The following is a 25,580-nucleotide window of genomic DNA, read 5'->3' as shown; positions in this document are numbered from 1 at the left end:
GGTCCCCCTCCCCGTGCCGGGGAGGATTTGAGTGTCCACCTACCTCCCCACCATCAAGCAGTTGCAATACCTCGTAGCGCTTCACGAGCACGGGCATTTCGGCAAGGCGGCCGATGCGAGCTTCGTCTCGCAATCGACGCTGTCGGCGGGGATCCGCGAGCTCGAATCCCTGCTCGGCGTCACGCTGGTCGAACGCTCGCGCCGGGTGGTGCGGTTCACGGCATTGGGCGAGCAGGTGGTCGCCAAGGCCAACCGGCTGCTGCGCGAGGCGGAGGAGCTCGCTGACCTCGTCCAGGCATCGGGCAAGCCCCTGTCCGGCGAGCTGCGCATGAGCGTCATCCCCACCATCGCCCCCTTCCTGCTGCCGCGCATCCTGCCGCGCCTGAAGCGCGAGCGGCCGGACCTGAAACTTATGCTGCGCGAGGAGACCAGCCAGGACGCGCTCGAATCCCTCTCCCACGGGCGGGTCGATTGCGTGCTGCTGGCGCTGCCCTTCGACACCGGGGATGCCGCGATCGCGCAGATCGCCGAGGACCGCCTGTTCATCGCCTTCCCCAAGGATGATCCGCGCGATCCTCCGGCGAGCGTTCCGCCTGAGATGATCGACACCGGGCGGCTGCTGCTGCTCGAGGACGGGCATTGCCTGCGCGACCACGCGCTCGCCGCGTGCAGCCGCGCCGAATTGCGGGCGAGCGCGGCGATGATCGGGACGAGCCTGCACACGCTGGTGCAGCTGGTCGACAATGATCTCGGCCTCACCATGCTGCCCGAAATGGCGCTGAATGCGGGGATCCTCGCGGGCACGCAGGTCGTCGCCCGGCCCGTCGACAGCCCCACCGCCACGCGCACGATCGTGCTCGCCTGGCGCCGCAATTCCCCGCGCGAGGCGGATTTCCAGCTGCTCGCCGAGGAACTGCGCGCGGGCTAGCGCGGGCGGATCAGAATTCGGTCAGCGCCAGCCCGAGCGTGAGGCTCGCCCCGATCGCGAGCTTGAGCGCGCGCGGGCTCAGCGGCAGGCGGCGCGCGGGCGGCTGCGGCGGGGTCTCGGCATCGATCCGCAGGTCATAGGCCGCGAGCGTCGCCAGGCTGCCGATCTGACGCCGCTCCATCGCCGCCACCAGTTCGTGGACATCCTCGGCCAGCAGTTCCGCATCGCCGATCAGGGCTGAGGCGCGGGTGTAGTCCCCCCGTTCGAACGCGTCCCGCGCCTCGCGTTGAAGCTGGCGTGCGTGGTCTGCCAATTGCCCTACGAAAGCGCCCGGTTCGGGCGTCGAATCCCATCCCATGCGAGATTTTGTATCACCGCCGCCGGCCCATGCAAGACCCTACGGAAACGGGCGTTTCTCAGTCCATGTGCTTGAGGCCGACGCGCAGGTAGTCCCACCCGGTGATGAGGGTCAGCACCGCGGCCGTCCACAGCGAGACGAGGCCGACGAGGTGCACCCAGCTCTGCGCGATGGTGCCGCAGCCCTCGCCCACCGACTGGCAGGGCTTGCCATGCACCGCCCCGCCGAGAATCAGCGCGCCCAGCGCCACGAGCTGGAAGGTGGTCTTCCACTTGGCGAGCCGCGAGACCGGGACCGAGACCTGGATGCCGCCCAGGAACTCGCGCAAGCCCGAGACCGCGATCTCGCGCACCAGGATGATGAGCCCCGCGATCACGTGGACGTCCCCCGCATAAGGCCCGCGCAGATAGCCTTGCGCGGTCAGCACGAGGATGACGGCGGCGACCATGATCTTGTCGGCGATCGGATCGAGGAAGATCCCGAGCTTCGAGACGGCCCCCTGCGCGCGCGCCAGATAGCCGTCGAAGAAATCGGTGATGGCGATCACGCAGTAGAGCACGAAGCCGACGAGGTAGCCCAGCCGCCACTCCGGCCACCACAGGAAGAAGGCGAGCAGCGGCACCGCGAAGATGCGCGAGGCGGTGAGGATGTTGGGGAGGCTCTGCATGGGCGCCTTCTCCTCTAGCGCCGCTCGGCCAAGCGCAAAACCCCCGTCGGCACGACAACCCGACATGCCGCCCCGGATCATGCCGCTCTTGTGAAAGTGCCGCCTCGCGCTATGTCGCGAGGCATGCAACCGGAACACTGGCGCCGCCACGCATGACGACATCCACCCAGCTGATGCGCAAACGGCAGTTCCTGCCGCTGTTCCTCACCCAGCTGCTGAACGCGCTGAACGACAATCTCTACAAGAACGCGATGGTGCTGTTCATCGTGTACCAGCTCTACGATTCGCCGGAGATGGAGACACTGGTGAGCGGTGTCGCGACCGCGCTGTTCGTGCTCCCCTTCGTGCTGTTCTCGGCGACCTCGGGCCAGCTTGCCGACATGCGCGACAAGACCAGGATCATCCGCTGGATCAAGTTCGCCGAGATCATCATCATGTCGATCGGCGCCGCCGGTCTCACCATGGCCGCGCGCGGCATCGCGGTGGAAAGCGTCGCGATCCCGCTGATGTTTGTGGCCCTGTTCGCGATGGGGGTGCATTCGACCTTCTTCGGCCCGATCAAGTACGCGATCCTCCCCCAGCACCTTGAGGACGGCGAAGTGCTCGCTGGGACCGGGCTGGTCGAAGCCGGCACCTACGTGGCGATCCTTGCCGGCATGATCCTTTCGGCGGTGTTCTCGGTCACACAGAGCACAGTGGCGATCATCGCTTTCGCCATCCTCGGCTATGCGGTGTGTCGCCACGTCCCGCCCGCGCCCGCGCAGGGCGAGGACACCAAGGTCGACTGGAACCCGGTCCGCGCCTCGAGAGACCTGATCGCCTTCTCGTTCGGCAATCTCGAGCTGCGCTATTCGGTGCTCGCAATCAGCTATTTCTGGGCCATTGCGGCGATCCTGGGCACGCAGTTCTTCCCCCTCGCCAAGAATGTGCTGCTCGCCGACAAGCAGGTGGCGATGGTGCTGCTGGTGGCCTTCTCCGCAGGGATCGCGATCGGGTCTGTGGCGATCAATGCCCTGCTGAAGGGCGAAATCTCCGCGCGCCATTCGCCGGTGTCAGTCCTGGTGATGGCGGTGCTGCTGGTCACCTTCTACCTCGGATGCCGGATGTGGAACCTGACGCCGACAAATGGCGGCCTTTTTGGCGTTTCCGAATTCCTCGCACAGCCGCTGGCACTCGTGCTGATCGCCAATCTGTTGCTGATCGCGGTCGCGGGGGGGATGTTCGTGGTGCCGCTCTATGCCTTCCTGACGACCCGCGTGGACAAGTCGGAAGCCTCGCGTTCGGTCGCGGCGAACAACTTCATCTCCTGCGTGTTCATGGCGGTGGGCGCAGGGGGTGCGGGGGTGCTCGGCTTCTTCGGCATCCCGCTCGAAGAACAACTGCTGGTCAGTCTCGGGCTGTGCGTGGTTTCGGCCACCACCGCGCGCAAGCTCTACCGGATCGAAGGGCAGCGCCCCTCCGCCGAGGCTGCCGCGGCCTAAAGGATGAAGGCGAAGATCGCGAGCGTCAGCGCCACGTAGGTGCTGGCGACGCCGCGCACGTCCTCGACCGTCAGGCGCCACAGGCTTTCGGCCGGAATCGGGATCAGATCGCGCGTGACGTGCGGCGGCAGCGAAGCGCGGAACCAGTGGCGGGCGGTCTCGTCGGTGAGGACCAGGCTGCGGCGCATTTCGGCGAATCTCCGGGTGGCGGGGCAGCCAGTCTTTAAGACTTTCTTAACGGTTGGAAACGCTTTGCGGCCATTCTGTCGCGGCGTGGGACAAGCCGTGCAGGGCTGTGGAAGGGGCGAGGCGGTTTGCACGGCCCTGCCCCCGGCTGTAGAGCCTCCCCCAGCCACGAGGGGAGAGACGACACGTGCCTGATTCCACCCGAACCGCCGCCGCGCTGCTGGTCGATTGCCTCGCCGCGCAGGGCGCCAGCCGGATCTTCACCGTGCCGGGCGAAAGCTTCCTCGCCGTGCTCGATGCCCTGCCCGACCGGCCGGAGATCGACGTCGTCACCTGCCGCCAGGAAGGGGGCGCGGCGTTCATGGCCTGCGCCGACGGGGCGCTGAGCCTTGCCGAAGGATCGGGGCGGCCCGGCATCGCCTTCGTCACCCGCGGCCCGGGCGCGACCAATGCCTCGATCGGCGTCCATGTCGCGCACCAGGATTCGCAGCCGATGATCCTCTTCGTGGGCGACGTCGCGCGCTCTGCGCAGGGGCGCGAGGGGTTCCAGGAGGTCGATTTCCCCGCCTTTTTCGCGCCCATCTGCAAATGGGCGGCGCGGATCGACGATCCGGCGCGCATCCCCGAATACATCGCCCGCGCCTATGCGGCGGCGATGAGCGGGCGGCCCGGCCCGGTCGTGCTGGCCCTGCCCGAGGACATGCTGGTCGAACAGGTCCCCGCTGCGCTCGCCCCGCGCCCGGCCGTGGTGCGCCCCGCGCAGGCCGTCTGCCCCGATGCGATGCAGGCGCTGTTCGACATGATCGCCGATGCCGCCAGCCCCATCGCGATCATCGGCGGGGCGGGCTGGAACGCCAAGGCGCGGGAGCACTTCCAGGCCTTTGCCGAGCGGATCGGGCTGCCCGTCGCCACCGCCTTCCGCCGCCAGGACGCGATCGCCCCCTCCTCGCCGGTCTATGCCGGCAACCTCGGCTACGGCCCCAACCCGAAGCTCGCCGAACGCGTCGCGCAGGCGGACCTCATCATCGCCGTCGGCGCAAGGCTGGGGGAGGCGACCACCGACGGTTACACCCTCCCCGGCCTCGAGCATCCCGGCCAGCTGCTCGTCCACGTGCATCCCGACCCCGAGGAGCTCGGCCGGGTCTACCGCACCGATCTGGCGCTGTGCTGCGCGGTCGACGAATTCGCCGAATGCGCGCGGCTGTGGGACGACAGCGAGATCATCCCTTTCGATGCGGGCGCGCAGGCGCACGCCGCGTGGGAGGCCTGGGCGACGCCGGGCGGCTCGGACGCGGCGATGGACCTTGCCGCCTGTGTCACCGCGATGCGCGCACACCTTCCCGCCGACACCATCGTCGCCAACGGGGCGGGCAATTTCGCCGGCTGGTGGCACCGCTACTGGCGCTACGAGGCCTTCCCGGGCCAGCTCGCGCCGACCTGCGGGGCGATGGGCTACGGCGTCCCCGCCGGCATCGCCGCCGCGCTGCGCTTACCCGGACAGACGGTGGTTGCGGTTGCGGGGGACGGCGATTTCCTGATGAACGGGCAGGAGCTGGCAACCGCCGTGCAGCACGGCGCGAACCTGATCGTGGTGGTGGTCGACAACGGTGCCTACGGCACGATCCGGATGCACCAGGAGCGCGAATATCCCGGCCGGGTCTCGGCGACCAAGCTGGTCAATCCCGACTTCGCGAAGCTTGCCGAAGCCTATGGCGCGTGGGCGGCGCGGGCGGAGACGACGGGGGAGTTCATCGCCGCGCTCGAGGACGCGAAGGGCCGCAGCGGCGTGCGCCTGATCCATGCGCTCACCGATCTCGAGCACATCGCTGCGAGCGGCGCGACGATCAGCGGGCTGCGCGCAAAGGCGAAGGGTGCCGGCTGACGCGGGAGCCGGATGCGAGAAAGGCCGCCCTCCTCGATGTGGAGAGCGGCCTTTCCGGTACGCGGTGACTAAACCGCCTTGTCGGGCCATCGGGTCTGGCCCTGCGGACCGTCAGATGCGGTCGCCAAGCGCGCCCTTGACCGAACCCTTGGCCTTGTCGATCTTGCCTTCGGCTTCCTGCGCGCGGCCCTCGGCGCGGGTCGCGGGGTTGCCCGACTGCTGCTTGGCCTTCCCGACCACTTCCTTGGCGGTGCCCTTGACCTTGTCGGTGAATTCACCCATGATAACCTCCTGCGTTAAACCAATGTTTTTATTGGCCTTTCGAGAAGTTGGACGCATGAGGGCGAAAGCCGTTCCGGCACAAGGGGCGAACAGAGGCAGGGCCGCGACGAGGTGATCCGCCGCCTGACGGTGTATAGGACGCCCTCGGGGCCCGCCTGACCCCTGCCAGCCCCCTGCCAGACCCTTTTTAGACCCGCGTTGCCCAGCGTTCGCGGCGGTGTTTCACGTGAAACAACCCGGTCAGCCGGCCATGGCGCGGATCAGCTGCCATTCCTCCGGAGTCACCGCACTGACCGACAGGCGGGAGAGGCGGATCAGCTGCATGTCCGCCAGCCGCGGCTCGGCCTTGATCGCGGCGAGGGTGACGGGCTTGGCGAAGCGCTCCTTCGGCCTGACCTTCACCGCCGCCCACTTGCCGGTTGCATCGGTCGGATCGCCGATCCCGGTGACGCTGATCTGGCAGATCCCGACGATCTCCAGCCCCTCGCGGCTGTGATAGAAGAACGCCTCGTCGCCCACCTCCATCGCCTGCAAATTGTTGCGCGCCAGATAGTTGCGCACCCCGTCCCAGGTCCCCTCGCCCTCCGCGACGAGGTCGTCCCAGCTGTATTTGAACGGTTCGGATTTCATCAGCCAGTAGGCCATAAGCGCTCGCGTCCCATTGTGTGACACCGCCCCGATAGACGGCCCGGACACCCCCCGCCAAGCCCCCCGGATTAACCCGATGTTTAGCGCATTATGGGATGGACGCTCCAATCAGCCGCATAGGGCAGCCGCGTTGACCGACAAAGAGCCAGACAATCCGCTGCACAATGCCGAGCGCGATTTCGTCGCGCTCGGCATCGCGGCGGCGTCGATCATCCTGCTGATCGGCACGGGCGGCTCGGTCGTCCCGCAGACGATCCAGGCGATGCTCGGCTATGGCGACAAGCCCGACATGGTGCTCGCCAATGCGCTGCTGCTCAATGTCGCGCTGATCATCTTCGGCTGGCGGCGCTACCGCGAACTGACCCGCGAGATCGCCGAACGCCGCCGCGCCGAGGCCCGCGCGCAGGTGCTGGCCTCGACCGATCCGCTCACCGGGTGCCTCAACCGGCGGGCGATGTTCGGGGAGACCGAGGCGATCCGCACCCGCGCCGCGCAGCGCGGCGAGGCGGTCGCCTATTGCATGATCGATCTCGACAATTTCAAGCAGATCAATGACATGCACGGGCACGTTCACGGCGACGCCGTGCTCGTCATGTTGTGCGAGCGGATCCGCGCGCTGCTCCCGCGCGAGGCCCGGCTGGCGCGGCTGGGCGGGGACGAATTCGCCTTCGTCATGCCCTTCCCCGCCGGCCATCCCGAGCGGATCGACGACCTCGCGATCCGCCTGTTCGAAAGCTTTGCCGAGCCGATCCAGTTGCCCGAGGTGACGATCGACGTCACCCTGTCGATCGGCATCGCCGCCGACCACGAGCCCGACGGCACGATCGGCCTGGTCGTCGACGCCTCCACCCTGATGCACCGCGCCGACATGGCGCTCTACCATGCCAAGAAGCAGGGCCGGAACCGCTACTTCTGGTTCGAGCCGAGCATGGAGAGCGAGCTGCGCTTCCGCCACAGCCTCGAAACCGGCATTCGCCGCGGTCTTTCCAGGGGCGAGTTTCTGCCCTTCTACGAGCAGCAGATCGACGTCGAGACCGGCGCGCTGGTCGGCTTCGAGATGCTCGCCCGCTGGCGCTCGCCCGATTTCGGCCTGGTCAGCCCGGATGTCTTCGTGCCGGTGGCCGAGGAGATCGGCCTCATCAGCGAGATGTCCGAGCGCCTCATGGAACGCGCCTTCGCCGACGCGCGCGAATGGCACGACAGCCTGACGCTCTCGATCAACATCTCGCCGGTGCAATTGCGTGACCCGTGGTTCGCCCAGCGCCTGCTCAAGATGCTGGTCGCCGCCAACTTCCCGCCGCGCCGGCTGGAGATCGAGATCACCGAAAGCTGCCTGCACGAGAATATCGGCCTCGTGCGCTCGATGATCACCAGCTTGCGCAATCAGGGCGTGCAGATCGCGCTGGACGACTTCGGCACGGGCTATTCGAGCCTCGAGCAGCTGCGCAACCTGCCCTTCGACCGTATCAAGATCGACCGCAGCTTCGTTGCCGAATTGCGCGAGCCGAGCAACCGTTCGCACATCGTCGAGGCGATCGTCAGCCTCGGGCGGGGGCTCGACCTGCCGCTCACCGCCGAAGGTGTGGAGGACGAGGACATCCTCATGGCCCTGAAGCGCATGGGCCGGCTGAAGGCACAGGGCTACCTCTACGGCCTGCCCGAGGATGCCGATGCGGTGCGCGCGCGGCTGCGGGAGGCCGGTCAGCTGGTGGAGCAGGCGGGCGAAAGCGCCCCCTCCCCCATTGCCGTCGTCGGCGACGCGCACCGGCGACAGCGCGGCGCGCAATCCTGAGGCGACCTGGGCCCGCCCGAGGGCGGGACTGGACGTAGGCGCCCTGCGTGCATAGATGCGCAGGCGTGAGCGAGGTCCCCTTCATCAAGATGCACGGCCTGGGCAACGACTTCGTCGTGCTCGACGCGCGGACGCGCCCGCTGCCCGGTGCGATGACCGCTGCGCTCGCCCGCGCGCTCGCCGACCGCCGGACGGGGATCGGCTGCGATCAGCTGGTGCTGCTGGAGCCGAGCGAGGCTCACGCCTTCCGGATGCGCATCTTCAACGCCGATGGCGGCGAGGTCGAGGCCTGCGGCAATGCGGCGCGCGCGGTGGCGCTGCTCCACGGCGAGGCGGTCACCATCGCGACCGGCGGCGGGCCGATCGCGCTCGAGCCGCTGGAGGGCGGCGCCCGCGTCGACATGGGCGCCCCGCGCTTCGACTGGGACGCGATCCCGCTCGCCTATCCGATGGACACTGCCGCGATGCCGGTTGGGTGGCCAATGGACAAGGGCGTGCTCGGAGGGCCGATGGCGGTCAATGTCGGCAATCCGCACGCGGTGTTCTTCGTCGAGGATGCCGATGCGGTCGAACTCGACCGGCTCGGCCCGCTCATCGAGACCGACCCGCTGTTCCCCGAGCGGGTCAATGTCAATGTCGCGAGCCTTGCAGGGCCGGGTCACCTGAAACTGCGGGTCTGGGAGCGCGGCGCCGGCCTCACCCGCGCCTGCGGCACCGGCGCCTGTGCGAGCGCCGTGGCGGCGATCCGGCGCGGGCTGGTGGCGAGCCCGGTGCGCGTGACGCTCCCCGGCGGCGATCTCACGATCGCCTGGGAACCCGGCGGGACGATCCTGATGAGCGGGCCCGCCACCGAGGCCTTTCGCGGGACGTTCGACTGGGACGCCTTCGCTTGACCGCACCCACCATCATCAGCCTCGGCTGCCGCATGAACATCGCGGAAAGCGAGCGGATGCGCGCAATGCTGGCGGGCGAGCGTGATCTTGTCGTCGTCAATTCCTGCGCCGTCACCGGCGAGGCGCTGCGGCAGACCCGCCAGGCCATCCGCCGCGCGCGGCGCGACCATCCGGCGGCCCGGCTGGTGGTGACGGGCTGCGCGGCCGAGATCGACCGCGCGGGCGTAGGCGCGATGGACGAGGTCGACGCGCTGGTGGCGAATGCCGCGAAGCTCGATCCGCGCGCGTGGAACGTGCCCGGCGAGGCGCCGCCGGTGGCGCCCGCACGCACCCGCGCCTTCGTGGCGGTGCAGAACGGCTGCGACCACGCCTGCACCTTCTGCGTGATCCCGCGAGGCCGGGGGGCGAGCCGCTCGTTGACGGTCGCCGAAGTCCTACAGCAGATCGACTCGCATCTTGCGGCGGGCGCTAAGGAAATTGTGCTGACGGGTGTCGATCTGACAAGCTGGGGACATGATCTTGCAGGCGCACCCCGTCTCGGCGCTCTCGTTCACTCGGTCCTGCATGAACTAAGCGAACTAACGCGCCTACGCCTGTCCTCCGTGGACGGGGTGGAGATCGATCCGCTGCTGTTCGAACTCCTTGCCCACGAACCAAGGGTCATGCCGCACCTCCACCTCTCGCTCCAGCACGGGGCGGACCTGATGCTGAAGCGCATGAAGCGCCGGCACCTCAGGGCCGACGCCGTGGCGCTGGTGGCGCGGCTCAAGGCGCTGCGCCCCGAGATCGCGGTCGGCGCGGACCTCATCGCCGGCTTCCCGACCGAGGAGGAGGCGCACCATGCCGAGAACCTGTCGATCATCGACGAGCTCGATATCGTCCACGCCCATGTCTTTCCTTATTCGCCGCGCCCCGGCACGCCTGCCGCGCGGATGCCCCAAGTGTCGCGCGAGCTGGTGAAGGCCCGCGCCGCCGCCCTCAGGGAACGCGCCGCCGCGCGCCGGGCGGCGTGGCTCGCCGGTCTTGTGGGCGAAACCCTGCCGGTCCTCGCCGAGCGCGGCGGGACGGGCTATGCCCCCAACTACGCACCCGTCGCCCTGCCCCACCGCACGGCGCCGGGCACCATCGTCGACGTGACCCCCAGCGAGGTCAGGGAGGGCCTCCTCGCATGACAGAACCCACCTGGCGCGAGCGCCTGTTCGGCGGCTTTGCCAAGACCTCCGAGCGGCTGACCGCCAATCTTCCCGGCACGAGCGGCGGAACGGCGAAGCTCGACGATGCGACGCTCGACGAGGTCGAGGACGCGCTGATCATGTCCGACCTCGGCCCGGCTGCCGCCGCCCGCATCCGCGCGCGCCTGTCGGAGAAGCGCTTCGGGCTCGAGATCACCACCCGGCAGCTGCGCGAGGCGGTCGCCGAGGAGATCGCCGCGATCCTGCGCCCGGTCGCCAAGCCGCTCGAGATCACCGCCTTCCCGCGGCCGCAGGTGATCCTCGTGATCGGCGTCAACGGCTCGGGCAAGACCACCACCATCGCCAAGCTCGCGCACCTGTTTCAGGAGGACGATTACGGCGTGCTGCTGGCCGCGGGCGACACCTTCCGCGCCGCCGCGATCGGCCAGCTCGCCACCTGGGCGGGCCGGATCGGGGTCGACCTGGTTCGCGGGCCCGAGGGCGGCGATCCGGCGGCGATCGTGTTCGATGCGGTCCGCCAAGCGACCGACACCGGGATCGACGCGCTGATCGTCGACACCGCCGGGCGCCTCCAGAACAAGAGGGAGCTGATGGAGGAGCTCGCCAAGATCCGCCGCGTGCTGGGTCGGTTGAACTCCGAGGCGCCGCATGACGTGGTGCTGGTGCTCGATGCGACCAACGGCCAGAACGCGCTCTCCCAGATCGACGTCTTCAGGGAGGTTGCGGGCGTCACCGGCCTCATCATGACCAAGCTCGACGGCACGGCGCGCGGCGGCGTACTGGTCGCGGCGGCAGAGCAATATGGCCTTCCCATCCATGCCATCGGCGTCGGCGAGCGGATGGAGGACCTGCGCCCCTTCGACCCCGACCTCGTCGCGCGGGTGATTGCGGGGGTTGCGTGATGAGCGAGAACGAAACCAAGAGGGCCGCCTCGAGCTGGCTCAACGTTGCGGTCGATTACGGGCCGCTGCTGGTGTTCCTCGGCGTCTACCGCCTGAACGCGCCGGCCGAGGCCAATGCCGTGGGCGAGCTTTCCGCCATCATCGCGGGGACCGGCGCCTTCATGGTCGCCGCCGTGGCCGCGCTGGCGATCTCCAAGTGGCGGCTCGGCAAGGTCTCGCCGATGCTGTGGTTCTCGACCGCGCTGATCGTCGGCTTCGGCAGCCTCACGATCTTCTTCGGCGATCCCACCTTCGTGCAGCTGAAGCCCACGATCATCTACGCGACCTTCGGCATCGCCCTGCTGGGCGGCTATGTCTGGGGCAAGGCTCTGCTCAGGATCCTGCTCGAAACTGCCTTCGAGGGTCTGAGCGAGCAAGGCTGGCTCAAGCTGTCGCGCAACTGGGGGGTGTTCTTCCTGTGCCTCGCGCTGCTGAACGAGGGCTTGCGTGCCCAGCTCTCCTTCGAAAGCTGGCTGTGGGCCAAGCTGTGGGTGTTCCTGCCGCTGACCTTCCTGTTCACCTTCAGCCAGATCCCGATGCTTCTGAAGCACGGGTTGTCGCTGGAAGGAAAGGACGCGGCGGTGAAGGACGAGCCGCCGACGGCCTAGCCTGGTCGATCAGATCTCCACCTGGCTCCCGAGCTCGACCACGCGGTTGGTCGGCAGGCGGAAGAACTCCATCGCGCTCGCGGCATTCCTCAGCATCCACGCGAACAGTTTTTCGCGCCAGATCGCCATGCCGGGCTTGGACGAGGCGATCAGGGTCTGGCGCGAGAGGAAGAAGCTCGTCTGCATCATGTCGAAGGCGCCGCCGCACAGGTCGAGCGTGCCGAGGATGCGGGGCACGTCGGTCTCCTCGAGGAAGCCGCAGAAGATCGTGACCCGGTAGAAGCCGTTGCCGAGGCTCTTGCACTCGAAGCGCTGGCTCTCCTCGACATAGGGCATCCCGCGCACCTGCACGGTGAGGATCAGCACGCGCTCGTGCAGCACCTTGTTGTGCTTGATGTTGTGGAGCAGCGCGGAGGGCACGCCCGAATTGGTCGAGGCCATGAAGATCGCCGTCCCCGGCACGCGGGTGGCGGAATTCTGCGCGCTCTTGGCGAAGATCTCGATGGGGAGCGAGCCTTCGGTCATGCTCGCCCGCATCAGCTCGCGCCCGCGCGACCAGGTGGTGAGCAGGGTGAAGATGATCCCGCCGATCATCAGCGGCACCCACCCGCCCTGCGGCACCTTGATGAGGTTGGCGCCGAAATAGGCGATGTCGACCACGAGGAAGGTGAGGACCAGCGGCAGGCCCTTCCACAGCGGCCACTTCCACAGCGAGAACAGCACCGCGGCCAGCAGCAGCGTGTCGATGAACATCGCGCCGGTCACTGCGATGCCGTAGGCGGCGGCGAGGTTGGTCGAGGACTGGAAGAAGAGCACCAGCAGGATCACCATCACCATCAGGCCCCAGTTGATGACCGGGATGTAGATCTGCCCGGCGGCCGACGCGCTGGTGTGGCGGATCTCCATGCGCGGGATGAAGCCCAGCTGGATCGCCTGCTGGGTGAGGCTGAAGGCGCCCGAGATCACCGCCTGGCTGGCGATGATCGTGGCCAGCAGGGCGAGGATGATGACCGGCACGCGCACCATGTCGGGGATCATCAGGAAGAACGGGTCCTTGATCAGCGCCGCGGCCGCCTCGGGCGATTGCTGCGAGAGGATCAGCGCGCCCTGCCCCATGTAGTTGAGCATCAGGGCGGGATAGACGAAGGTCAGCCACGAAATGCCGATCGGCTTGCGCCCGAAATGCCCCATGTCGGCATAGAGCGCCTCGGCCCCCGTCACCGCAAGCACCACGCTGCCCAGCGCCACGAAGGCGACGAACCCGTCGGTGACGAAGAAATTGAGCGCGTTCACCGGATTGATCGTCTCGAGGATGATCGCCGGATCGGCCGACAGGTGCATCACCCCCAGCACCGCCAGCATCGTGAAGTAGGTGAGCATGATCGGGCCGAACAGCTTGCCCACCCGTTCGGTCCCGCGCGACTGGATCGCGAAAAGGCCGAACAGGATCGCCACCGCCGTCGGCACGATCCACGGCTCGAAGCCGGGGACGATGTATTGCAGGCCCTCGGTCGCCGAGAGGACCGAGATCGCCGGGGTGATCATGCTGTCGCCATAGAACAGCGCGGTGGCGAACACGCCGAGCAGGATCAGCGGCGCGGTCCATCCCTTGGTCTGCGCACGCCGCTTGATCAGCGCGATCAGCGCCAGGCTGCCGCCCTCGCCCCCGTTGTCGGCGCGCATCATGGTGAAGACGTATTTGACCGTCACCACCATCATCATCGACCAGAAGACGAGGCTCAGCACCCCGTGGATGTGATCGGCGTCGGGCGAGATGCCGGGGGCGCCGTGGTGCGAGGCGAAGGTCTCGCGGAAGGCGTAGAGCGGGCTGGTGCCGATGTCGCCGAACACCACGCCGATCGCGCCGATCGCCAGCATAGCGGTGGAGGACTTGTGGCCGTGTCCCTGGGCGTGCCCTGCGCTGGCCTGGGCGGGTTCGGTCGCTGTGCTGCTCATCACTCGGATTTCCCGGATCCCGCGGTACTGCCCATCGGCTGCGAACGACTCGTCGCCGGCAAGGCGGCGCGCCTAGCACCGCGCGTTAGCACCTGCAACAAACTCCCGCTCGCCGTCATGCGCCGGACACGCGCGCGGATCACTGCCGCTGGAGCATCGGGGCGCGCGCGATCATGTCGTCGAGCCGCGCGACGTCGGCCGCAAGTCCCGGCCGCCATGGCGCATCAGCAGGAGAATCCGCAAGCAGCCTCGCCCAGACATTGCGCGCGGCGATGATCTCGCCGCTGCGCAGATAGGCGACGCCGAGGTAGTATTCCGCCCCCGGGTTCAGCGGATCGATCGCCTTGGCGCGGCCGAAGGCCTGCACCGCGGCCGGGGTGACGAAGCCATCGGCGTGCCCCACCAGCGCGAGGCCGAGCGCGAGCCATCCCTCGGTGTCGCGGGGGTTCTCCCGCAGGCCCCTCTGGAGCAGCCCGGCGGCCTGTTCGAACTGGCCGCGCCGAGCGAAGGCATCGGACGTCACGAGGTAGCCGGGCGGCGGCCGGGTGCGATCGAACAAAGCGCTGCGCCCCTCGACCATCGCCGCACCTTCCTGGCTCGCGTTCTCCATGCGCGGCTTGGGCGCACCGGGCTGCCCGGGCGAGCCTTGCCAGGCATAACCCGCAAGGCCGAACACCAACACCGCAGCGAACAGCGTCATCCCCTCGCGCGGGAGCTTCAGCACCACCACCGCAAAAGCGAAGGCCGCAAGCGCCAGCGCCGCGACGAGCAGCCAGGCAGCGATCATGCCGCCTCTCCTTCGCCCGCGCCGCGCCGACGCCCGAGCCGCCGCAGCAGCACGGCGAGCGCGGCGAGGATCAGCAGCACCGGGATCGCGAACAGCGGCCAGGTTGTCGCGCTCACCTCGGGCTCATAGCTGACATAGTCGCCGTATCGGTCGATCAGCCAGCGGCGCACCTGCTCCGGGCTCTCGCCGGCCAAGATGCGGCTGCGCACCTGATGGCGCATATCGCCTGCCATCGGCGCATCGGAATCCGCAATGGACTGCGACTGGCACTTGATGCAGCGCAGCGTGTGCATAAGCGCAGAAGCCTCCGCCTCGAGCCGGGGGTCGGCGAGCTGATTGTAGGCGTAAGGCGCGGGCGGCATCGAATCCTGCGCAAGCGCGGGCAGCGCGATCAGAACCAGCACCAAGGCGATCAAGCCCCGGATCACCGCGCCTTCTCCAGTTCGGCGATCAGCTTCGGCACGTCCTCGGGACGGATGTCGCCGATGTGCTGGTGGCGGATGATGCCCTTGCCGTCGATCACGAAGGTTTCGGGCACCCCTGACGATCCGAGCGCGAGCTGCACTTCGGAGATCCTGTCGCTGCCGATCCGCGTATAAGGGTTGCCGTGCTTGGCGAGGAAATTCGCGACATCCTCGGGGCGGTCGCGGATCGCGATGCCGACGATTTCGACGCCCTGCTTCTGCAAGGCCTCAAGCTGCGGCGCCTCGGCGATGCAGGGCAGGCACCAGCTTGCCCAGATGTTGAGGAGGCGCGGGCGGCCGTCGGCAAGGTCCGCCTTGCTCGCGCCGGGCAGCCCGGTGAAGGCGGGCGGCAGCGCGAAATCGGGAAGCGGCTGGCCGATCATCGCGCTCTGGACGAACTGGTCCTTGGGTTGGGTGAGCATATAGGCCGCCAGCCCCGCGAAGAAGGCGAACAGGGCGAGCGGCACCCACAGCCACAGGCGGTTCCGCATCGCGCGCTACTCCGCCGGCACCGGCGCGGGCCGGCCGAGCGCCTCGACATCGGCCCGGCGACGGTCACCCTTGGTGCTGGCGAGGCGACGACGAACGTCGACCCGCACCCGGCCGGCGATCGCGAGAACGCCGCCCAGCGCGACGAGAATGCCGCCATACCAGATGAAGGTGACAAAGGGCTTCCACCAGATGCGCAGCTGCCAGCGACCGTCCTCGGCCTGGTTGCCGATCACGGCATAGAGCTGGCCGTTCCAGCGGGTGAGGAGCGCGCTTTCGCTGGTCGATTGCTGCGGCGACCAGAAGCTGCGTGCCTGCGGGGTGAGGATCACCGGCGCACCGCCGCCCTCGCGCACGGCGAGGCGCGCCTCGATGGCGGTCCAGTTGGGCCCGGCGACCGGCGTCACGCTTTCGAGCGTAACCGCGAAATCGCCGATCCGCTCGGTGCCGCCCGGCGCCACGGCGGCGAGGCGCTCCCGCGAAAAGGCGCCCTCGCAGGCCATGCCGAAGAGGGCGACGGCGATGCCGAAATGGGCGACGACCATGCCCCAGGTCGCGACCGGCACGCGGGCGAGCTTGCGGCCCTTCAGCGGCAGCACCGCCGCCACCGCCAGCGCCGGGGCAAGGCCGAGGCCGAGCAGCGGCAGGAGCGGATACTGGCCGACGATGCTCACCGCCACGATCACGCCGACCATCAGCGCGCCGATGATGACCAGCTCCATCCTGAGGCGCCCCGGGTTGTCGCTCTTCCAGCGCAGCAGCGGGCCGACCGCCATCACCAGCAGCATGGGGATCGCGAAGATCGCCGAGGCCGGGTTGAAATAAGGCGGGCCGACCGAAACACGCACGTCGAAGGCCTCGGTCAGCAGCGGGTAGAGCGTGCCCAGAAGCACGATCGCAAGGATGCCGGAAAGCATCACGTTGTTGAACACCAGCGCTCCCTCGCGGCTGACGGCGGCAAAGCGCTTGCCCTCCGCCACCGCGCCCGCGCGCAGGGCGAAGATCGCGAAGGCCCCGCCGATGTAGATGCCGAGCAAGGCGAGGATGAACGCGCCGCGCTCCGGATCGACCGCGAAGGCGTGGACGCTCGTCAGCACGCCCGAACGCACGAGGAAGGTGCCGAGCATCGACATCGAAAAGGCGAGCACGCCGAGCATGATCGTCCAGGTGCGCAGGGCATCGCGCGCGGCCAGCACGCTCACCGAATGCAGCAGCGCGGTCGCGGCAAGCCACGGCATCAGCGAGGCGTTCTCGACCGGGTCCCAGAACCACCAGCCGCCCCAGCCCAGTTCGTAATAGGCCCAGTAGGAGCCCGCCGTGATCCCGAGCGTCAGCAGCACCCAGGCGCCCAGCACCCAGGGGCGCATGACGCGGGCGAAGGCCGGCGTCACCTCGCGGGTGAGCAGCGCGCCCATTGCGAGGCTGAAGGCGACCGACAGGCCGACATAGCCCGCATAAAGCGTCGGCGGATGGATCGCGAGACCGATGTCCTGAAGCAGCGGGTTCAAACCGTTGCCCTCGGCCGCCGGCGCGGGCAGGCGCTCGAAGGGGTTCGAGGACAGGAGCAGGAAGGCGTAGAAGCCCAATGCCACGAAGCCCTGCACGGCGAGCGTCGCGCCCATGGTGCGCTCCGGCAGGCGGCGCTCGAAGCCCGCGAGCAGGCCTCCCGACAGCGCCAGCACGCCGACCCACAGCAGCATCGAGCCTTCGTGATTCCCCCAGGTGCCGGTCAGCTTGTAGACCAGCGGCTTCATCGAGTGCGAGTTGGTGGCGACAAGCTTGATCGACAGGTCGGTCGTCGCGAAGGCCCAGAGCAGCATCGCGAAGGCGAGCGCCGCCAGCAGCGCCTGCGTCACGGCAGCGGGCCGCGCATAGATGGCGAGAGGGTTGACCTGGCCGTCGACCGCCTTCAGCGCGAAGGCGCCGGAAACCAATTGCAGCACAGCCAGGGCTGCCGCGAGCCACAGGGCGGCAAGGCCGATTTCCGCGATCATCGCCTGTCCCTCGCCCGCGTCACGGCGCTACTTAAGCCCGACAGTGGTGTCGGCGGCCATCTTGGCGGCCTGTTCGGTGCCCATGCCCTCGAGCTCCTTGGGCACGTAGTTCTCGTCGTGCTTGGCAAGGAGGTTGGTCGCCTTGAACACCCCGTCCGGGCCGAGGCTGCCTTCCGCGACCACGCCCGAGCCTTCGGTGAACAGGTCGGGCAGGATGCCGCTGTAGCGCACCGGGATCGCATCGGCGGTGTTGCCGGTGACGCGGAAATTGACCGTCACCCCGTCGGCATCGGTCCGGACGGAGCCTTTCTGCACCATCCCGCCGAGCCGCACCGCCTGGCCGACCGCCGGAGGCTCCGATGCCATCTGCTCGGGCAGGTAGAAATAGTTAGCCTGATTGCGCAGGCCCCAGGCCGCCAACAGGCCCGCGCCGACGATCGCGAGCAGCGCGATCACCACCAGAACCAGTCGTTGATGCTTGGCCTTCATCCCTCGTTCCTCGCGCTCAGCGCCGCTTGACCGCGTCACGCCGCGCCTCGGCGGCGACCATCGCGCGCCACGCCCAGATGACAAGTGCAATGAGCGCAACCGCCGCGACGCCATAGGCGAGCCACACGAAATCCCACTGGTTGAGCTCTTCGCGCATCAGGCCTGCTCCAGCACCGGCGCGGCGCCGAGCGGCGCATCGTCATCGAGCGCGCGGCGGCGCAGGCGCGCCTCGACCTGCGCTTCCGCGATGATCGCGCGCATCCGCATCAGCACGATTGCGCCGAACAGCAGCGAGAAGCCGACGACCGCGACGAGCAGCGGGACGAGAAAGGTCGCCTCGATCGCGCTCTTGCCCGCGGTGATGCTCGGCGGCTGGTGGAGCGAGTTCCACCACACCACCGAACGGTTGATGATCGGCACGTTGACCGCACCCACGAGGCCGAAGATCGCGGCGATCCTCGAAGACCCGCCTTCCTTCTCGGTCGCCTCGGAGAGTGCGATGTAACCCGCATAAAGGAACAGCAGCACCAGCATGGAGGTCAGGCGCCCGTCCCATTCCCACCAGGTCCCCCAGGTCGGCCGCCCCCAGATCGAGCCGGTGGCGAGGCACACCGCGCAGAACACCATGCCAGGCATCGCGATCGCGCGCGCGGCGACGGCGGCGAGCGGGTGCTTCCAGATCAGCAGAACGCCCGAGGAAATCGCGATCCCGGTCCACCCGCCCATTCCGAGCCAGGCGGCGGGGACGTGGATGAAGAGGATGCGCACTGTATCGCCCATCAGCCGGTCGGGCGGGACCATGAAGAGGCCCCACAGCACCGCCCCGACCGACAGCACCAACCCGCTCCAGAACATGAGCGGGGTCAGCCATTTGGCGAGACGCAGGAATCGGGCGGGATTGGCGTAGATGTGCATGGTTTTTCGGTCTGGCCGGGCTTGTAGTCTTACACCCACGCCGGACAAGAGCGCAAATGGTACGAAAGCCGAATTGTTCCAGCCCCGAATGCCGCTTTCGCGACCGGCCGCCGTCTGTGCTCAACCGCGCCCGATCAGCTTTTGCGCCATGCGGTCGGCGACCACGTCGGCAGTCTCGCCGGTGGCCTTGCTCTCCTGCCAGATCGATTCGAGCCGTCCGGGGATCTGCGCGATCAGCGCGCCCACCTCGGCGATATCGCCCGCCCGCCCCTCGCTGCGCGCGAGGTATTCGGTGGCGACCGAGATGATCCCGCCGGCGTTGATGACGTAGTCGGGCGCATAGAGGATGCCGCGCGCCGCCAGCGCCGCGCCGTGTTCGGGCCGGGCGAGCTGGTTGTTCGCCCCGCCGGCGACGATCGCGCAGTCGAGCGCGGCGATGCCGGCATCGTCGAGGATCGCGCCCAGGGCATTGGGGCTGAACACGTCGCACGCCGTCGCCATGATCGCGTCGGAGGCGACGGCGGTGCCGCCCAGTTCGTCCGCTAGCCGCGCAGCGCGGGCGGCGTCGATGTCCGCAAGGGTGAGCTTCGCGCCGTCCTTCGCCAGCAGCCGCGCCACGCCGCCGCCGACGCTGCCGGTGCCTTGCAGCGCGACATGGACGCCCGCGAGGCTGTCCTTGCCCAGCTTGTGCGCCACGGCGGCCTTGATGCCGAGATAGATGCCCTGCGCGGTGAACGGGCCGGGATCGCCGCCCGCGCTGCCCTCGCCTTCGACCGGCAGGCCCGAGACGTAGGCGGTGCGCCGGGAAACCGCGACCATGTCGGCCTCGGAGATGCCGACGTCCTCGGCGGTAACATAGCGACCGCCCATCGCCTCGACGGCATCGCCGAAAGCGGCGAGCATTTCGGGGGTCTTGGTGCGGCTCTCGTCCGCGAGGATCACCGCCTTGCCGCCGCCCATCGGCAGGCCGGCCATGGCGTTCTTGTAGCTCATGCCGCGCGACAGGCGCAGCGCGTCACGCATCGCGTGTCCGGGCTCGGCATAGTGCCAGAAGCGGGTGCCGCCCGCGCCGGGGCCGAGGTGGGTGGAATGGACCGCGATGATCGCCGTGAGCCCGCTCGCCCGGTCATGGGCCAGCGTCACCTGCTCGTGCGCGTCGAAATCGGGCTCGGCCCAGAATGCGGTCATGTCGTCTCCCCGGTCCGCGGCTGCGGAGGTGCTGCACGGCGAGAAAGGGGAGAGATGGGGCGACCAACGGGGTTCGAACCCGTGACCTCCGGTACCACAAACCGGCGCTCTAACCAACTGAGCTATGATCGCCACACGCCCCTGCCCGCTTGGCCTTTCGGCGGCTGCGGGCACCGTGCGAAGAGGCGCGGCATTGCGCACGCAAACCACACCGTCAAGAGCACGGGACGGGGAGGCGCGCCTCTTGCACAAAGGCCCTTCCAAGGGAAGCGAAAACTGCGCCGTGGCAAGTATGACGCAATTTTGTTTCGCGTGACCGAAAGCTTTGCCTGAGACGGCGGCATCCCTATCCTGGCCCGGCATGACATCGATCAGCGAATCCATTGCCGCACAGCCCGGAGTGCAGCGGGTGCCCACGCCCAAGGCCGAGCTTTTCCAGTGCCGGCGATTCGTCGATGCGGCGCTCGCAGCGGAGCTCATCGCGCTGATCGAGGCGGAGCGCCGCCCTTCGACGATCGCCGACGACAATGGCGACCCTGCCTTCCGCACCAGCGAGACCTGCGACCTCGCCGCCGATCTCGTCCCGGTACAGCGTGTCGAGGCCCTGCTGGCGCAGCTTTCGGGAATCGACCCGGCATTTGGCGAGCCGTTGCAGGGCCAGCGCTATGCCGAGGGGCAGGAATTCAAGCCGCACACGGACTACTTCACCCCCGGCGGCGGGGATTTCGAACGCTACTGCGCGCGGTCGGGAAACCGCACCTGGACCTTCATGATCTACCTGAACGATGTCCCGGCCGGCGGCGCCACGCGCTTCAAGGTGGCGGGCAAGACCTTCCAGCCCGAGGCCGGCAAGCTCCTGTGCTGGAACAACCGCTTGCCCAACGGCGGCGTGAACCCGGCGACGCTCCACCACGGCATGAAGGTGAGGAAGGGCGTCAAATACGTCATCACCAAGTGGTATCGCGAGCGCCCCTGGCAGGGGTGAGCCGGGGCGCCGGAAACGAAAAAGGCGGACCCGTCGGCCCGCCTCCCTCGTTACAGCCCCGAGAGGCTGCGCAGCTTGCAATATCGCTTACTTCTTGAGGCTGAGGCCGCCGAAGCGCTTGTTGAACGCGGCCACGCGGCCACCTTCGGAGACCTGCTGCTTGCCGCCGGTCCAGGCGGGGTGGCTCAGCGGATCGATATCGAGCGCGAGCACGTCGCCTTCCTTGCCCCAGGTCGAACGGGTCTGGAATTCGGTGCCGTCGGTCATCTTGACCGTGATCATGTGGTAATCGGGGTGACCTTCGGTCTTCATGACGCAAATCCTTCGAGCGTGTCGCCGGTGCCGACCGGCGGTGCTATGAAACGGGAAGCGGCGCGCTTAGTCGGGAACGCAGCCTATTGCAACCTCGGATATGCAAGCCCGATCCATCGCGCAGCGGCCGCAAGGCCACGCGGCCGAGCCGCAGGTGCCGGGTCCACAGGGCTCGGAACGCACTGAGGACGCCGGCCCAGAGGGCCCGCGCAACTCAAAGCGCGTCGGTCATCATTGCGGTGAACTCGACCTCGCAGGTGGTCTTGCCCTCGACGCTCGCCACGCCCTTGAACTTGTAGACGCGGCTGCGCTTCTGGGTGAATTCGACGTGGAGGTCGAGCAGGCAGCCCGGGGTCACGGGAGCACGGAACTTGGCGTTCTCGATCCCCATGAAGATGACGAGCTTGCCGGTTCCGGCGAGCTCCATCGTCTCGATCCCGAGAATGCCCGCGGCCTGCGCCAGCGCCTCGATCTGGAGCACGCCGGGCATGATCGGCGCGCCCGGGAAGTGGCCTTGGAAGAACTGCTCGTTCATGCTCACGGCCTTGACCGCGTGGATGCGCTCACCGAGCGTGATCGCCCTCACGCGGTCGACCAGAAGCAGCGGGTAGCGGTGCGGCAGGGCCTTGAGGATCTTGACGATGTCGTAATCCAGCACCTCTGCCGGCGTACTACCCGCGTCGCTCATCGCGTGTCTCTCCGTCCGCCTCAGCGGCCCGCCGGGGCAGCGGGATTGGCCTGCTGCTGCTGCTGGCCCTGCGCGGCCTGACGCTGCTGGATGAGCTGGGCGAGCTGGAGGCGCTGGTTGATCTGCTGGAAGATCTGCACGCCCTCCTGGCTCGGCTGCCAGCCCTGCGGCGGGACGACCTGGACCGACGGCACCTTGGTGTTCAAGGCGGTGACCATCGCCGGGGTGATGTCGATCTCCGGCGGCGCGTAGAGCATCGAGCCGGGCTCGAGCACGACCTTGACGTTCTTGGCCTTCACCACTTCCTGGAGCGCGGGGCCGGCCTGCACCAGAATCTGCTCGATCGCATAGACGCGGGCCGCGTCGATCTGGTTGCTGACCGACTGGATCTCGGTCTCGAGGCTCTGGAGCTTGGTGGCGTCGGCGCTCTTCCGGAGGGCTTCGAGCTCGCTGTCGTCGACCTGCTTGTCGGCGTTCTTGTCGAACTTGGCGAGCAGCGTCTGGCGTTCCTGCGCGCGGGTGCGGATCAGTTCGATCTGCTGGGCGTAGCTGGTCTCGATCTGCTTGTAGGCGTTCTGGAAGGCGGTGGAGCCGATCACCGAGCCCGGCACGTCGGCCGAAGCGATATTGCCCTGGACCTGAGCCTGGACCGGAAGGGCCATGGTGGCGGCAAGCGCCAGGCCGGTAGAGGCGAGAATGGTGGCAAGACGTGTCATCAGAATTGGGTTCCTACGTTGAAGGTGAAGCGCCGCTCGTCGTCGCCTTCGACCTTGCGGATGGTCTGGGCGAAGTCGATGCGGAAAGGTCCGAAGGGCGAATTCCAGTTGACCCCGATCCCGGCGGTGACGCGCGGGCTCGGCGAGTTGCCGAGGAACAGTTCGCGAATGTTACTGCCGTTCTGGATCAGCCTGGCGTTGGGCGACCCATCAGGCTGGGTCGGATCGGTCGTGATGGTGTTGGTGCCGGGGATCTCGTAAAGCGCCTGACCATTCTCGTTGCGCAGCTGCGTGCCCAGCGGGTTGACGGTCAGGATCGGCTGCTCGACGCCCCACAAGGCGCCCACGTCGGTCCAGATCGAGGGCCTGAGGCCCAGCTCGCGCGCGCCGCTGCCGAGCGGGATTTCGAGCTCCGCCCGGCCCAGATAGTAGTTGCGCCCGCCAATCGCATCGTCGCGAATCTCGCGCCGCCTGGTGAAGAACAGCGGGTTGCCCTGGTCATCGAGGATCGGTCGCCCGAGATCGTCGAGCTGCGAGGTCTGGGTGATGACGCGCGGGCCGACGCCGCGGATCGCGAAGCCGCGGATCTGCGGCTCGCCGAGGAAGAAGCGGTCGTTGAGGAACACGTCGTCCACACCCGGCTGCGAGCGTTCCTGCAGGGGGATGATCGTGCCCCCTTCCGCCAGCAGCGAGAAGATGAAGCCCGAACGGCCCACGTTCCAGAACTGCTGCGCGCGGCCGCGGAAGCGGATGTAGCGCACGTCGCCGCCCAGCCCCGCGAATTCGCCGCTGAGGCTGACGGTCTTGCCGCGCGAGGGGCGGATGCGCGAGTTCAGCGAGTTGTAGTTGAGGCTGAGGCCGACGATGGAGGACAGCCGCGAGCCGATCGCGTCGCACAGGAAGCGCCCGGCCAGCAGCGGATCGCACTCGGTGATCCCGTCCCCGTTGATGTCGGAGAAGAACTGCGTGCGGTCGAGCGTCACGTCGTCGTAGTTGAGCGTGTAGCTCGCAATCAGCGCCATGTATTCGGTCAGCGGCACGCCCGCACGCATAGAGAAGCCGGTGGTGGCCTGGCGGAAGTTGGTGTTCCGATCGTTGTTCAGGAAGTTGAAGTTCTGGAAATCGCGCCGGTAGATGTCGATCCCGCCGGAGATGTTGCGATCGAAGATATAGGGATCGGAGAAGCTCGCCTGCGCCGAACGCGAAAACTGCGAATAGTTGAGCGACAGGCCGATGGTCTGACCGCGCCCGCGGAAATTGCGCTGGCGGATCGAGCCGGCAAGAATGAACTGCTCGATCGAGGAGAAGCCGGCCGAGAACTGGAGTTCGCCGGTCGGGCGCTCCTCGACGTTCGCCTCCAGCACGATGCGGTCGGGCGCGCTGCCCTCGACCTGCTTGACCTCGAAGTTTTCCTGGAAATAGGCCAGCGAGTTGATGCGCGCATTGGTGCGCTGCACCGCGAGGCTGTTGAAGGCGTCGCCCTCCGCGATGCGGAATTCGCGGCGGATCACCTTGTCCTGCGTGAGCGTGTTGCCGTTGATGTCGACCCGCTCGACATAGACGCGCGGCGCCTCGCGAAGGACGAAGGTGACGTTCATCTTGAGGTTGTCGGGATCGCGCTTGAAGCGCGGCTGCACGTCGGCGAAGGCATAGCCGAAGCGGCCGGCGAGTTCGGTCAGCTGCTCGACCGTGTCCTCGACCTGCTTGGCGTTGTAGAAATCGCCCTCCTTCATCGGCAGGTTGGCGCTCATCGCGTCGCTGTCGAAGTCCCTGAGCTGGCTGTCGACCTTGACCTCGCCGAAATTGTAGCGCTCCCCTTCCTCGACCACGTAAGTGATGATGAAGTCGCGCTGATCGGGCGTCAGCTCGGCCACGGCCGAGACGACGCGGAAGTCGGCATAGCCTTCAGTCAGGTAGAACTGGCGCAGCTTCTGCTGGTCGAAGGCGAGACGATCGGGATCGTAGCTGGTGTTCGAGCTGAAGAAGCTGGTGAGACGCGCCTGCTTGGTCACGAACTCGCCGCGAAGCTTGCCGTCGGAGAACTTCTCGTTGCCGAGAATGTTGATCTGGCGGACCTTGGACTTGGGCCCTTCCGAAATCTCGAAGACGATGTCGACGCGGTTCTGCGGCAGCTGCACCATCTTGGGCTCGACCTGCGCGGCGAAGCGGCCCTGGCGCTTGTAGAGCTCGATGATCCGCGCCACGTCCGCGCGGACCTTGGACCGGGTGAAGATCTGGCGCGGGGCGAGCTTGATCTCGGGCAGGATCTTGTCGTTCTTGAGGCGCTTGTTGCCCTCCAGCACGATGCGGTTGATGACCGGGTTCTCGGTCACGGTGATGACCACGTCGCCACCGTCGTTGCGGATCGAGAAGTTGGCGAACAGCTCGGTCGCGCCGAGGTCCTTCAAAGCCTCGTCGGCGGCGGCCGAGGTGTATTCCTGGCCGACGCGCAGACGGATGTAGCTGAGGATGGTGGTCGGCTCGAGCCGCTCTGCGCCCACCACGTTGATCGTGCGGATCGTGGTGCCGCGCGCGACCGGCGCCGGGGCCGGCGCGGACTGCTGGGCGGCGGGCGCCGGAGCGGTCTGCTGCGCCGCGGCAAGCGCGGGCATCCCGGCGAGCATCGAGCCGCAGCACAGCAGGCCGGCGGCCCGCAGGGGACGGCGATGGGCGTGCCGGTTCATCGTCGCCGGTCCGGTGCCCGTCTCGCTCAATCGGTTCATGCAGCTAAAATCCCG

The 25,580-nt window shown here is 67.9% G+C and carries 27 protein-coding genes and 1 tRNA gene; 9 read left to right on the top strand and 19 right to left on the bottom strand.

The window, feature by feature from the left end; translation table 11 throughout:
• The first annotated feature begins 31 nt into the window (after positions 1 to 31).
• The gene (locus OPU67_RS03990) at positions 32 to 928 is read left to right on the top strand and encodes a LysR substrate-binding domain-containing protein (RefSeq protein WP_267617736.1); all 897 of its coding nucleotides are present in this window, start codon (positions 32 to 34) and stop codon (positions 926 to 928) included.
• A gap of 10 nt (positions 929 to 938) precedes the next feature.
• On the opposite strand, the gene OPU67_RS03985 is transcribed toward OPU67_RS03990, so the two are convergent.
• On the bottom strand, positions 939 to 1,286 hold the full coding sequence (locus OPU67_RS03985) for a hypothetical protein (protein WP_267617734.1): 348 nt from the start codon (positions 1,284 to 1,286) through the stop codon (positions 939 to 941).
• Positions 1,287 to 1,344: 58 nt separating this feature from the next.
• Positions 1,345 to 1,953, bottom strand: a complete 609-nt coding sequence (gene pgsA / locus OPU67_RS03980) for a CDP-diacylglycerol--glycerol-3-phosphate 3-phosphatidyltransferase (RefSeq protein WP_267617732.1) — start codon at positions 1,951 to 1,953, stop codon at positions 1,345 to 1,347.
• A 152-nt stretch (positions 1,954 to 2,105) separates the two neighbouring features.
• Between pgsA and OPU67_RS03975 the strand changes: the two genes are divergently transcribed.
• A complete protein-coding gene (locus tag OPU67_RS03975; protein ID WP_267617731.1) occupies positions 2,106 to 3,434 on the top strand; it encodes an MFS transporter in 1,329 nt (442 codons plus the stop codon).
• Here OPU67_RS03975 and OPU67_RS03970 read toward each other — a convergent pair.
• Positions 3,431 to 3,622: a hypothetical protein gene (locus OPU67_RS03970; RefSeq protein WP_267617730.1), complete on the bottom strand. Its 192-nt coding sequence runs from the start codon at positions 3,620 to 3,622 to the stop codon at positions 3,431 to 3,433. The genes OPU67_RS03975 and OPU67_RS03970 overlap by 4 nt on opposite strands.
• Before the next feature lie 185 nt (positions 3,623 to 3,807).
• Here OPU67_RS03970 and OPU67_RS03965 point away from each other — a divergent pair, with 185 nt between their 5' ends.
• Entirely contained in the window at positions 3,808 to 5,502 is a 1,695-nt protein-coding gene (locus OPU67_RS03965; protein ID WP_267617729.1) for a thiamine pyrophosphate-binding protein, read from the top strand.
• Between the two features lie 111 nt (positions 5,503 to 5,613).
• Here OPU67_RS03965 and OPU67_RS03960 read toward each other — a convergent pair whose 3' ends face one another.
• Positions 5,614 to 5,784: a CsbD family protein gene (locus OPU67_RS03960; RefSeq protein ID WP_267617728.1), complete on the bottom strand. Its 171-nt coding sequence runs from the start codon at positions 5,782 to 5,784 to the stop codon at positions 5,614 to 5,616.
• A 240-nt stretch (positions 5,785 to 6,024) separates the two neighbouring features.
• Positions 6,025 to 6,429: an EVE domain-containing protein gene (locus OPU67_RS03955; protein ID WP_267617727.1), complete on the bottom strand. Its 405-nt coding sequence runs from the start codon at positions 6,427 to 6,429 to the stop codon at positions 6,025 to 6,027.
• Positions 6,430 to 6,562: 133 nt separating this feature from the next.
• Between OPU67_RS03955 and OPU67_RS03950 the strand changes: the two genes are divergently transcribed.
• The 5 genes from OPU67_RS03950 (at position 6,563) to OPU67_RS03930 (ending at position 11,859) form a co-directional block, all read left to right on the top strand.
• Entirely contained in the window at positions 6,563 to 8,224 is a 1,662-nt protein-coding gene (locus OPU67_RS03950; RefSeq protein WP_267617726.1) for a putative bifunctional diguanylate cyclase/phosphodiesterase, read from the top strand.
• Between the two features lie 89 nt (positions 8,225 to 8,313).
• Positions 8,314 to 9,117, top strand: a complete 804-nt coding sequence (gene dapF / locus OPU67_RS03945) for a diaminopimelate epimerase (RefSeq protein WP_267617851.1) — start codon at positions 8,314 to 8,316, stop codon at positions 9,115 to 9,117.
• Entirely contained in the window at positions 9,114 to 10,289 is a 1,176-nt protein-coding gene (locus OPU67_RS03940) for a MiaB/RimO family radical SAM methylthiotransferase (RefSeq protein ID WP_267617725.1), read from the top strand. Before dapF ends, OPU67_RS03940 begins: the two co-directional genes overlap by 4 nt.
• Entirely contained in the window at positions 10,286 to 11,212 is a 927-nt protein-coding gene (gene ftsY, locus OPU67_RS03935) for a signal recognition particle-docking protein FtsY (protein ID WP_267617724.1), read from the top strand. Before OPU67_RS03940 ends, ftsY begins: the two co-directional genes overlap by 4 nt.
• Positions 11,212 to 11,859 carry an inner membrane-spanning protein YciB gene (locus OPU67_RS03930; protein WP_267617723.1) on the top strand — a complete coding sequence of 216 codons (648 nt, stop codon included), beginning with the start codon at positions 11,212 to 11,214 and terminating at the stop codon, positions 11,857 to 11,859. The genes ftsY and OPU67_RS03930 overlap by 1 nt, the downstream gene beginning before the upstream one ends.
• Before the next feature lie 9 nt (positions 11,860 to 11,868).
• Here OPU67_RS03930 and OPU67_RS03925 read toward each other — a convergent pair whose 3' ends face one another.
• From OPU67_RS03925 to OPU67_RS03880, 10 genes are all read right to left on the bottom strand, one after another.
• Positions 11,869 to 13,815, bottom strand: a complete 1,947-nt coding sequence (locus tag OPU67_RS03925) for a potassium transporter Kup (RefSeq protein WP_267617721.1) — start codon at positions 13,813 to 13,815, stop codon at positions 11,869 to 11,871.
• Positions 13,816 to 13,954: 139 nt separating this feature from the next.
• A complete protein-coding gene (locus tag OPU67_RS03920) occupies positions 13,955 to 14,602 on the bottom strand; it encodes a tetratricopeptide repeat protein (protein WP_267617720.1) in 648 nt (215 codons plus the stop codon).
• The gene (locus OPU67_RS03915; protein WP_267617850.1) at positions 14,599 to 15,027 is read right to left on the bottom strand and encodes a cytochrome c-type biogenesis protein; all 429 of its coding nucleotides are present in this window, start codon (positions 15,025 to 15,027) and stop codon (positions 14,599 to 14,601) included. Before OPU67_RS03915 ends, OPU67_RS03920 begins: the two co-directional genes overlap by 4 nt.
• Positions 15,027 to 15,557, bottom strand: coding sequence for a DsbE family thiol:disulfide interchange protein (locus OPU67_RS03910; RefSeq protein WP_267617719.1), 531 nt, complete (start codon positions 15,555 to 15,557; stop codon positions 15,027 to 15,029). The genes OPU67_RS03915 and OPU67_RS03910 overlap by 1 nt, the downstream gene beginning before the upstream one ends.
• A 6-nt stretch (positions 15,558 to 15,563) precedes the next feature.
• Complete coding sequence (locus OPU67_RS03905) at positions 15,564 to 17,549, bottom strand: heme lyase CcmF/NrfE family subunit (protein ID WP_267617718.1); 1,986 nt, start codon at positions 17,547 to 17,549, stop codon at positions 15,564 to 15,566.
• Positions 17,550 to 17,576: 27 nt separating this feature from the next.
• The gene (ccmE, locus tag OPU67_RS03900; RefSeq protein ID WP_267617716.1) at positions 17,577 to 18,038 is read right to left on the bottom strand and encodes a cytochrome c maturation protein CcmE; all 462 of its coding nucleotides are present in this window, start codon (positions 18,036 to 18,038) and stop codon (positions 17,577 to 17,579) included.
• A gap of 16 nt (positions 18,039 to 18,054) precedes the next feature.
• Positions 18,055 to 18,195, bottom strand: coding sequence for a hypothetical protein (locus OPU67_RS03895; protein WP_267617714.1), 141 nt, complete (start codon positions 18,193 to 18,195; stop codon positions 18,055 to 18,057).
• Positions 18,195 to 18,953: a heme ABC transporter permease CcmC gene (ccmC, locus tag OPU67_RS03890; protein ID WP_267617713.1), complete on the bottom strand. Its 759-nt coding sequence runs from the start codon at positions 18,951 to 18,953 to the stop codon at positions 18,195 to 18,197. Before ccmC ends, OPU67_RS03895 begins: the two co-directional genes overlap by 1 nt.
• A gap of 120 nt (positions 18,954 to 19,073) precedes the next feature.
• The gene (locus OPU67_RS03885; RefSeq protein ID WP_267617712.1) at positions 19,074 to 20,141 is read right to left on the bottom strand and encodes a Glu/Leu/Phe/Val family dehydrogenase; all 1,068 of its coding nucleotides are present in this window, start codon (positions 20,139 to 20,141) and stop codon (positions 19,074 to 19,076) included.
• A gap of 55 nt (positions 20,142 to 20,196) precedes the next feature.
• Positions 20,197 to 20,273 (bottom strand) — tRNA-His (locus OPU67_RS03880).
• Between the two features lie 229 nt (positions 20,274 to 20,502).
• Here OPU67_RS03880 and OPU67_RS03875 point away from each other — a divergent pair.
• The gene (locus tag OPU67_RS03875) at positions 20,503 to 21,126 is read left to right on the top strand and encodes a prolyl hydroxylase family protein (RefSeq protein ID WP_267617711.1); all 624 of its coding nucleotides are present in this window, start codon (positions 20,503 to 20,505) and stop codon (positions 21,124 to 21,126) included.
• 87 nt (positions 21,127 to 21,213) lie between these two features.
• Here OPU67_RS03875 and rpmE read toward each other — a convergent pair whose 3' ends face one another.
• From rpmE to bamA, 4 genes are all read right to left on the bottom strand, one after another.
• The gene (gene rpmE, locus OPU67_RS03870; RefSeq protein WP_267617710.1) at positions 21,214 to 21,438 is read right to left on the bottom strand and encodes a 50S ribosomal protein L31; all 225 of its coding nucleotides are present in this window, start codon (positions 21,436 to 21,438) and stop codon (positions 21,214 to 21,216) included.
• A gap of 214 nt (positions 21,439 to 21,652) precedes the next feature.
• A complete protein-coding gene (gene fabZ / locus OPU67_RS03865; protein ID WP_267617709.1) occupies positions 21,653 to 22,126 on the bottom strand; it encodes a 3-hydroxyacyl-ACP dehydratase FabZ in 474 nt (157 codons plus the stop codon).
• Positions 22,127 to 22,146: 20 nt separating this feature from the next.
• Complete coding sequence (locus OPU67_RS03860) at positions 22,147 to 22,842, bottom strand: OmpH family outer membrane protein (protein WP_267617708.1); 696 nt, start codon at positions 22,840 to 22,842, stop codon at positions 22,147 to 22,149.
• Entirely contained in the window at positions 22,842 to 25,526 is a 2,685-nt protein-coding gene (gene bamA / locus OPU67_RS03855) for an outer membrane protein assembly factor BamA (protein WP_267617848.1), read from the bottom strand. Before bamA ends, OPU67_RS03860 begins: the two co-directional genes overlap by 1 nt.
• Positions 25,527 to 25,580 lie beyond the last annotated feature (54 nt).

Origin of the sequence: Erythrobacter sp. WG, assembly GCF_026586795.1 — a bacterium.
Lineage (GTDB): Bacteria > Pseudomonadota > Alphaproteobacteria > Sphingomonadales > Sphingomonadaceae > Erythrobacter.
This window is presented reverse-complemented; position numbering and strand designations above follow the sequence as displayed.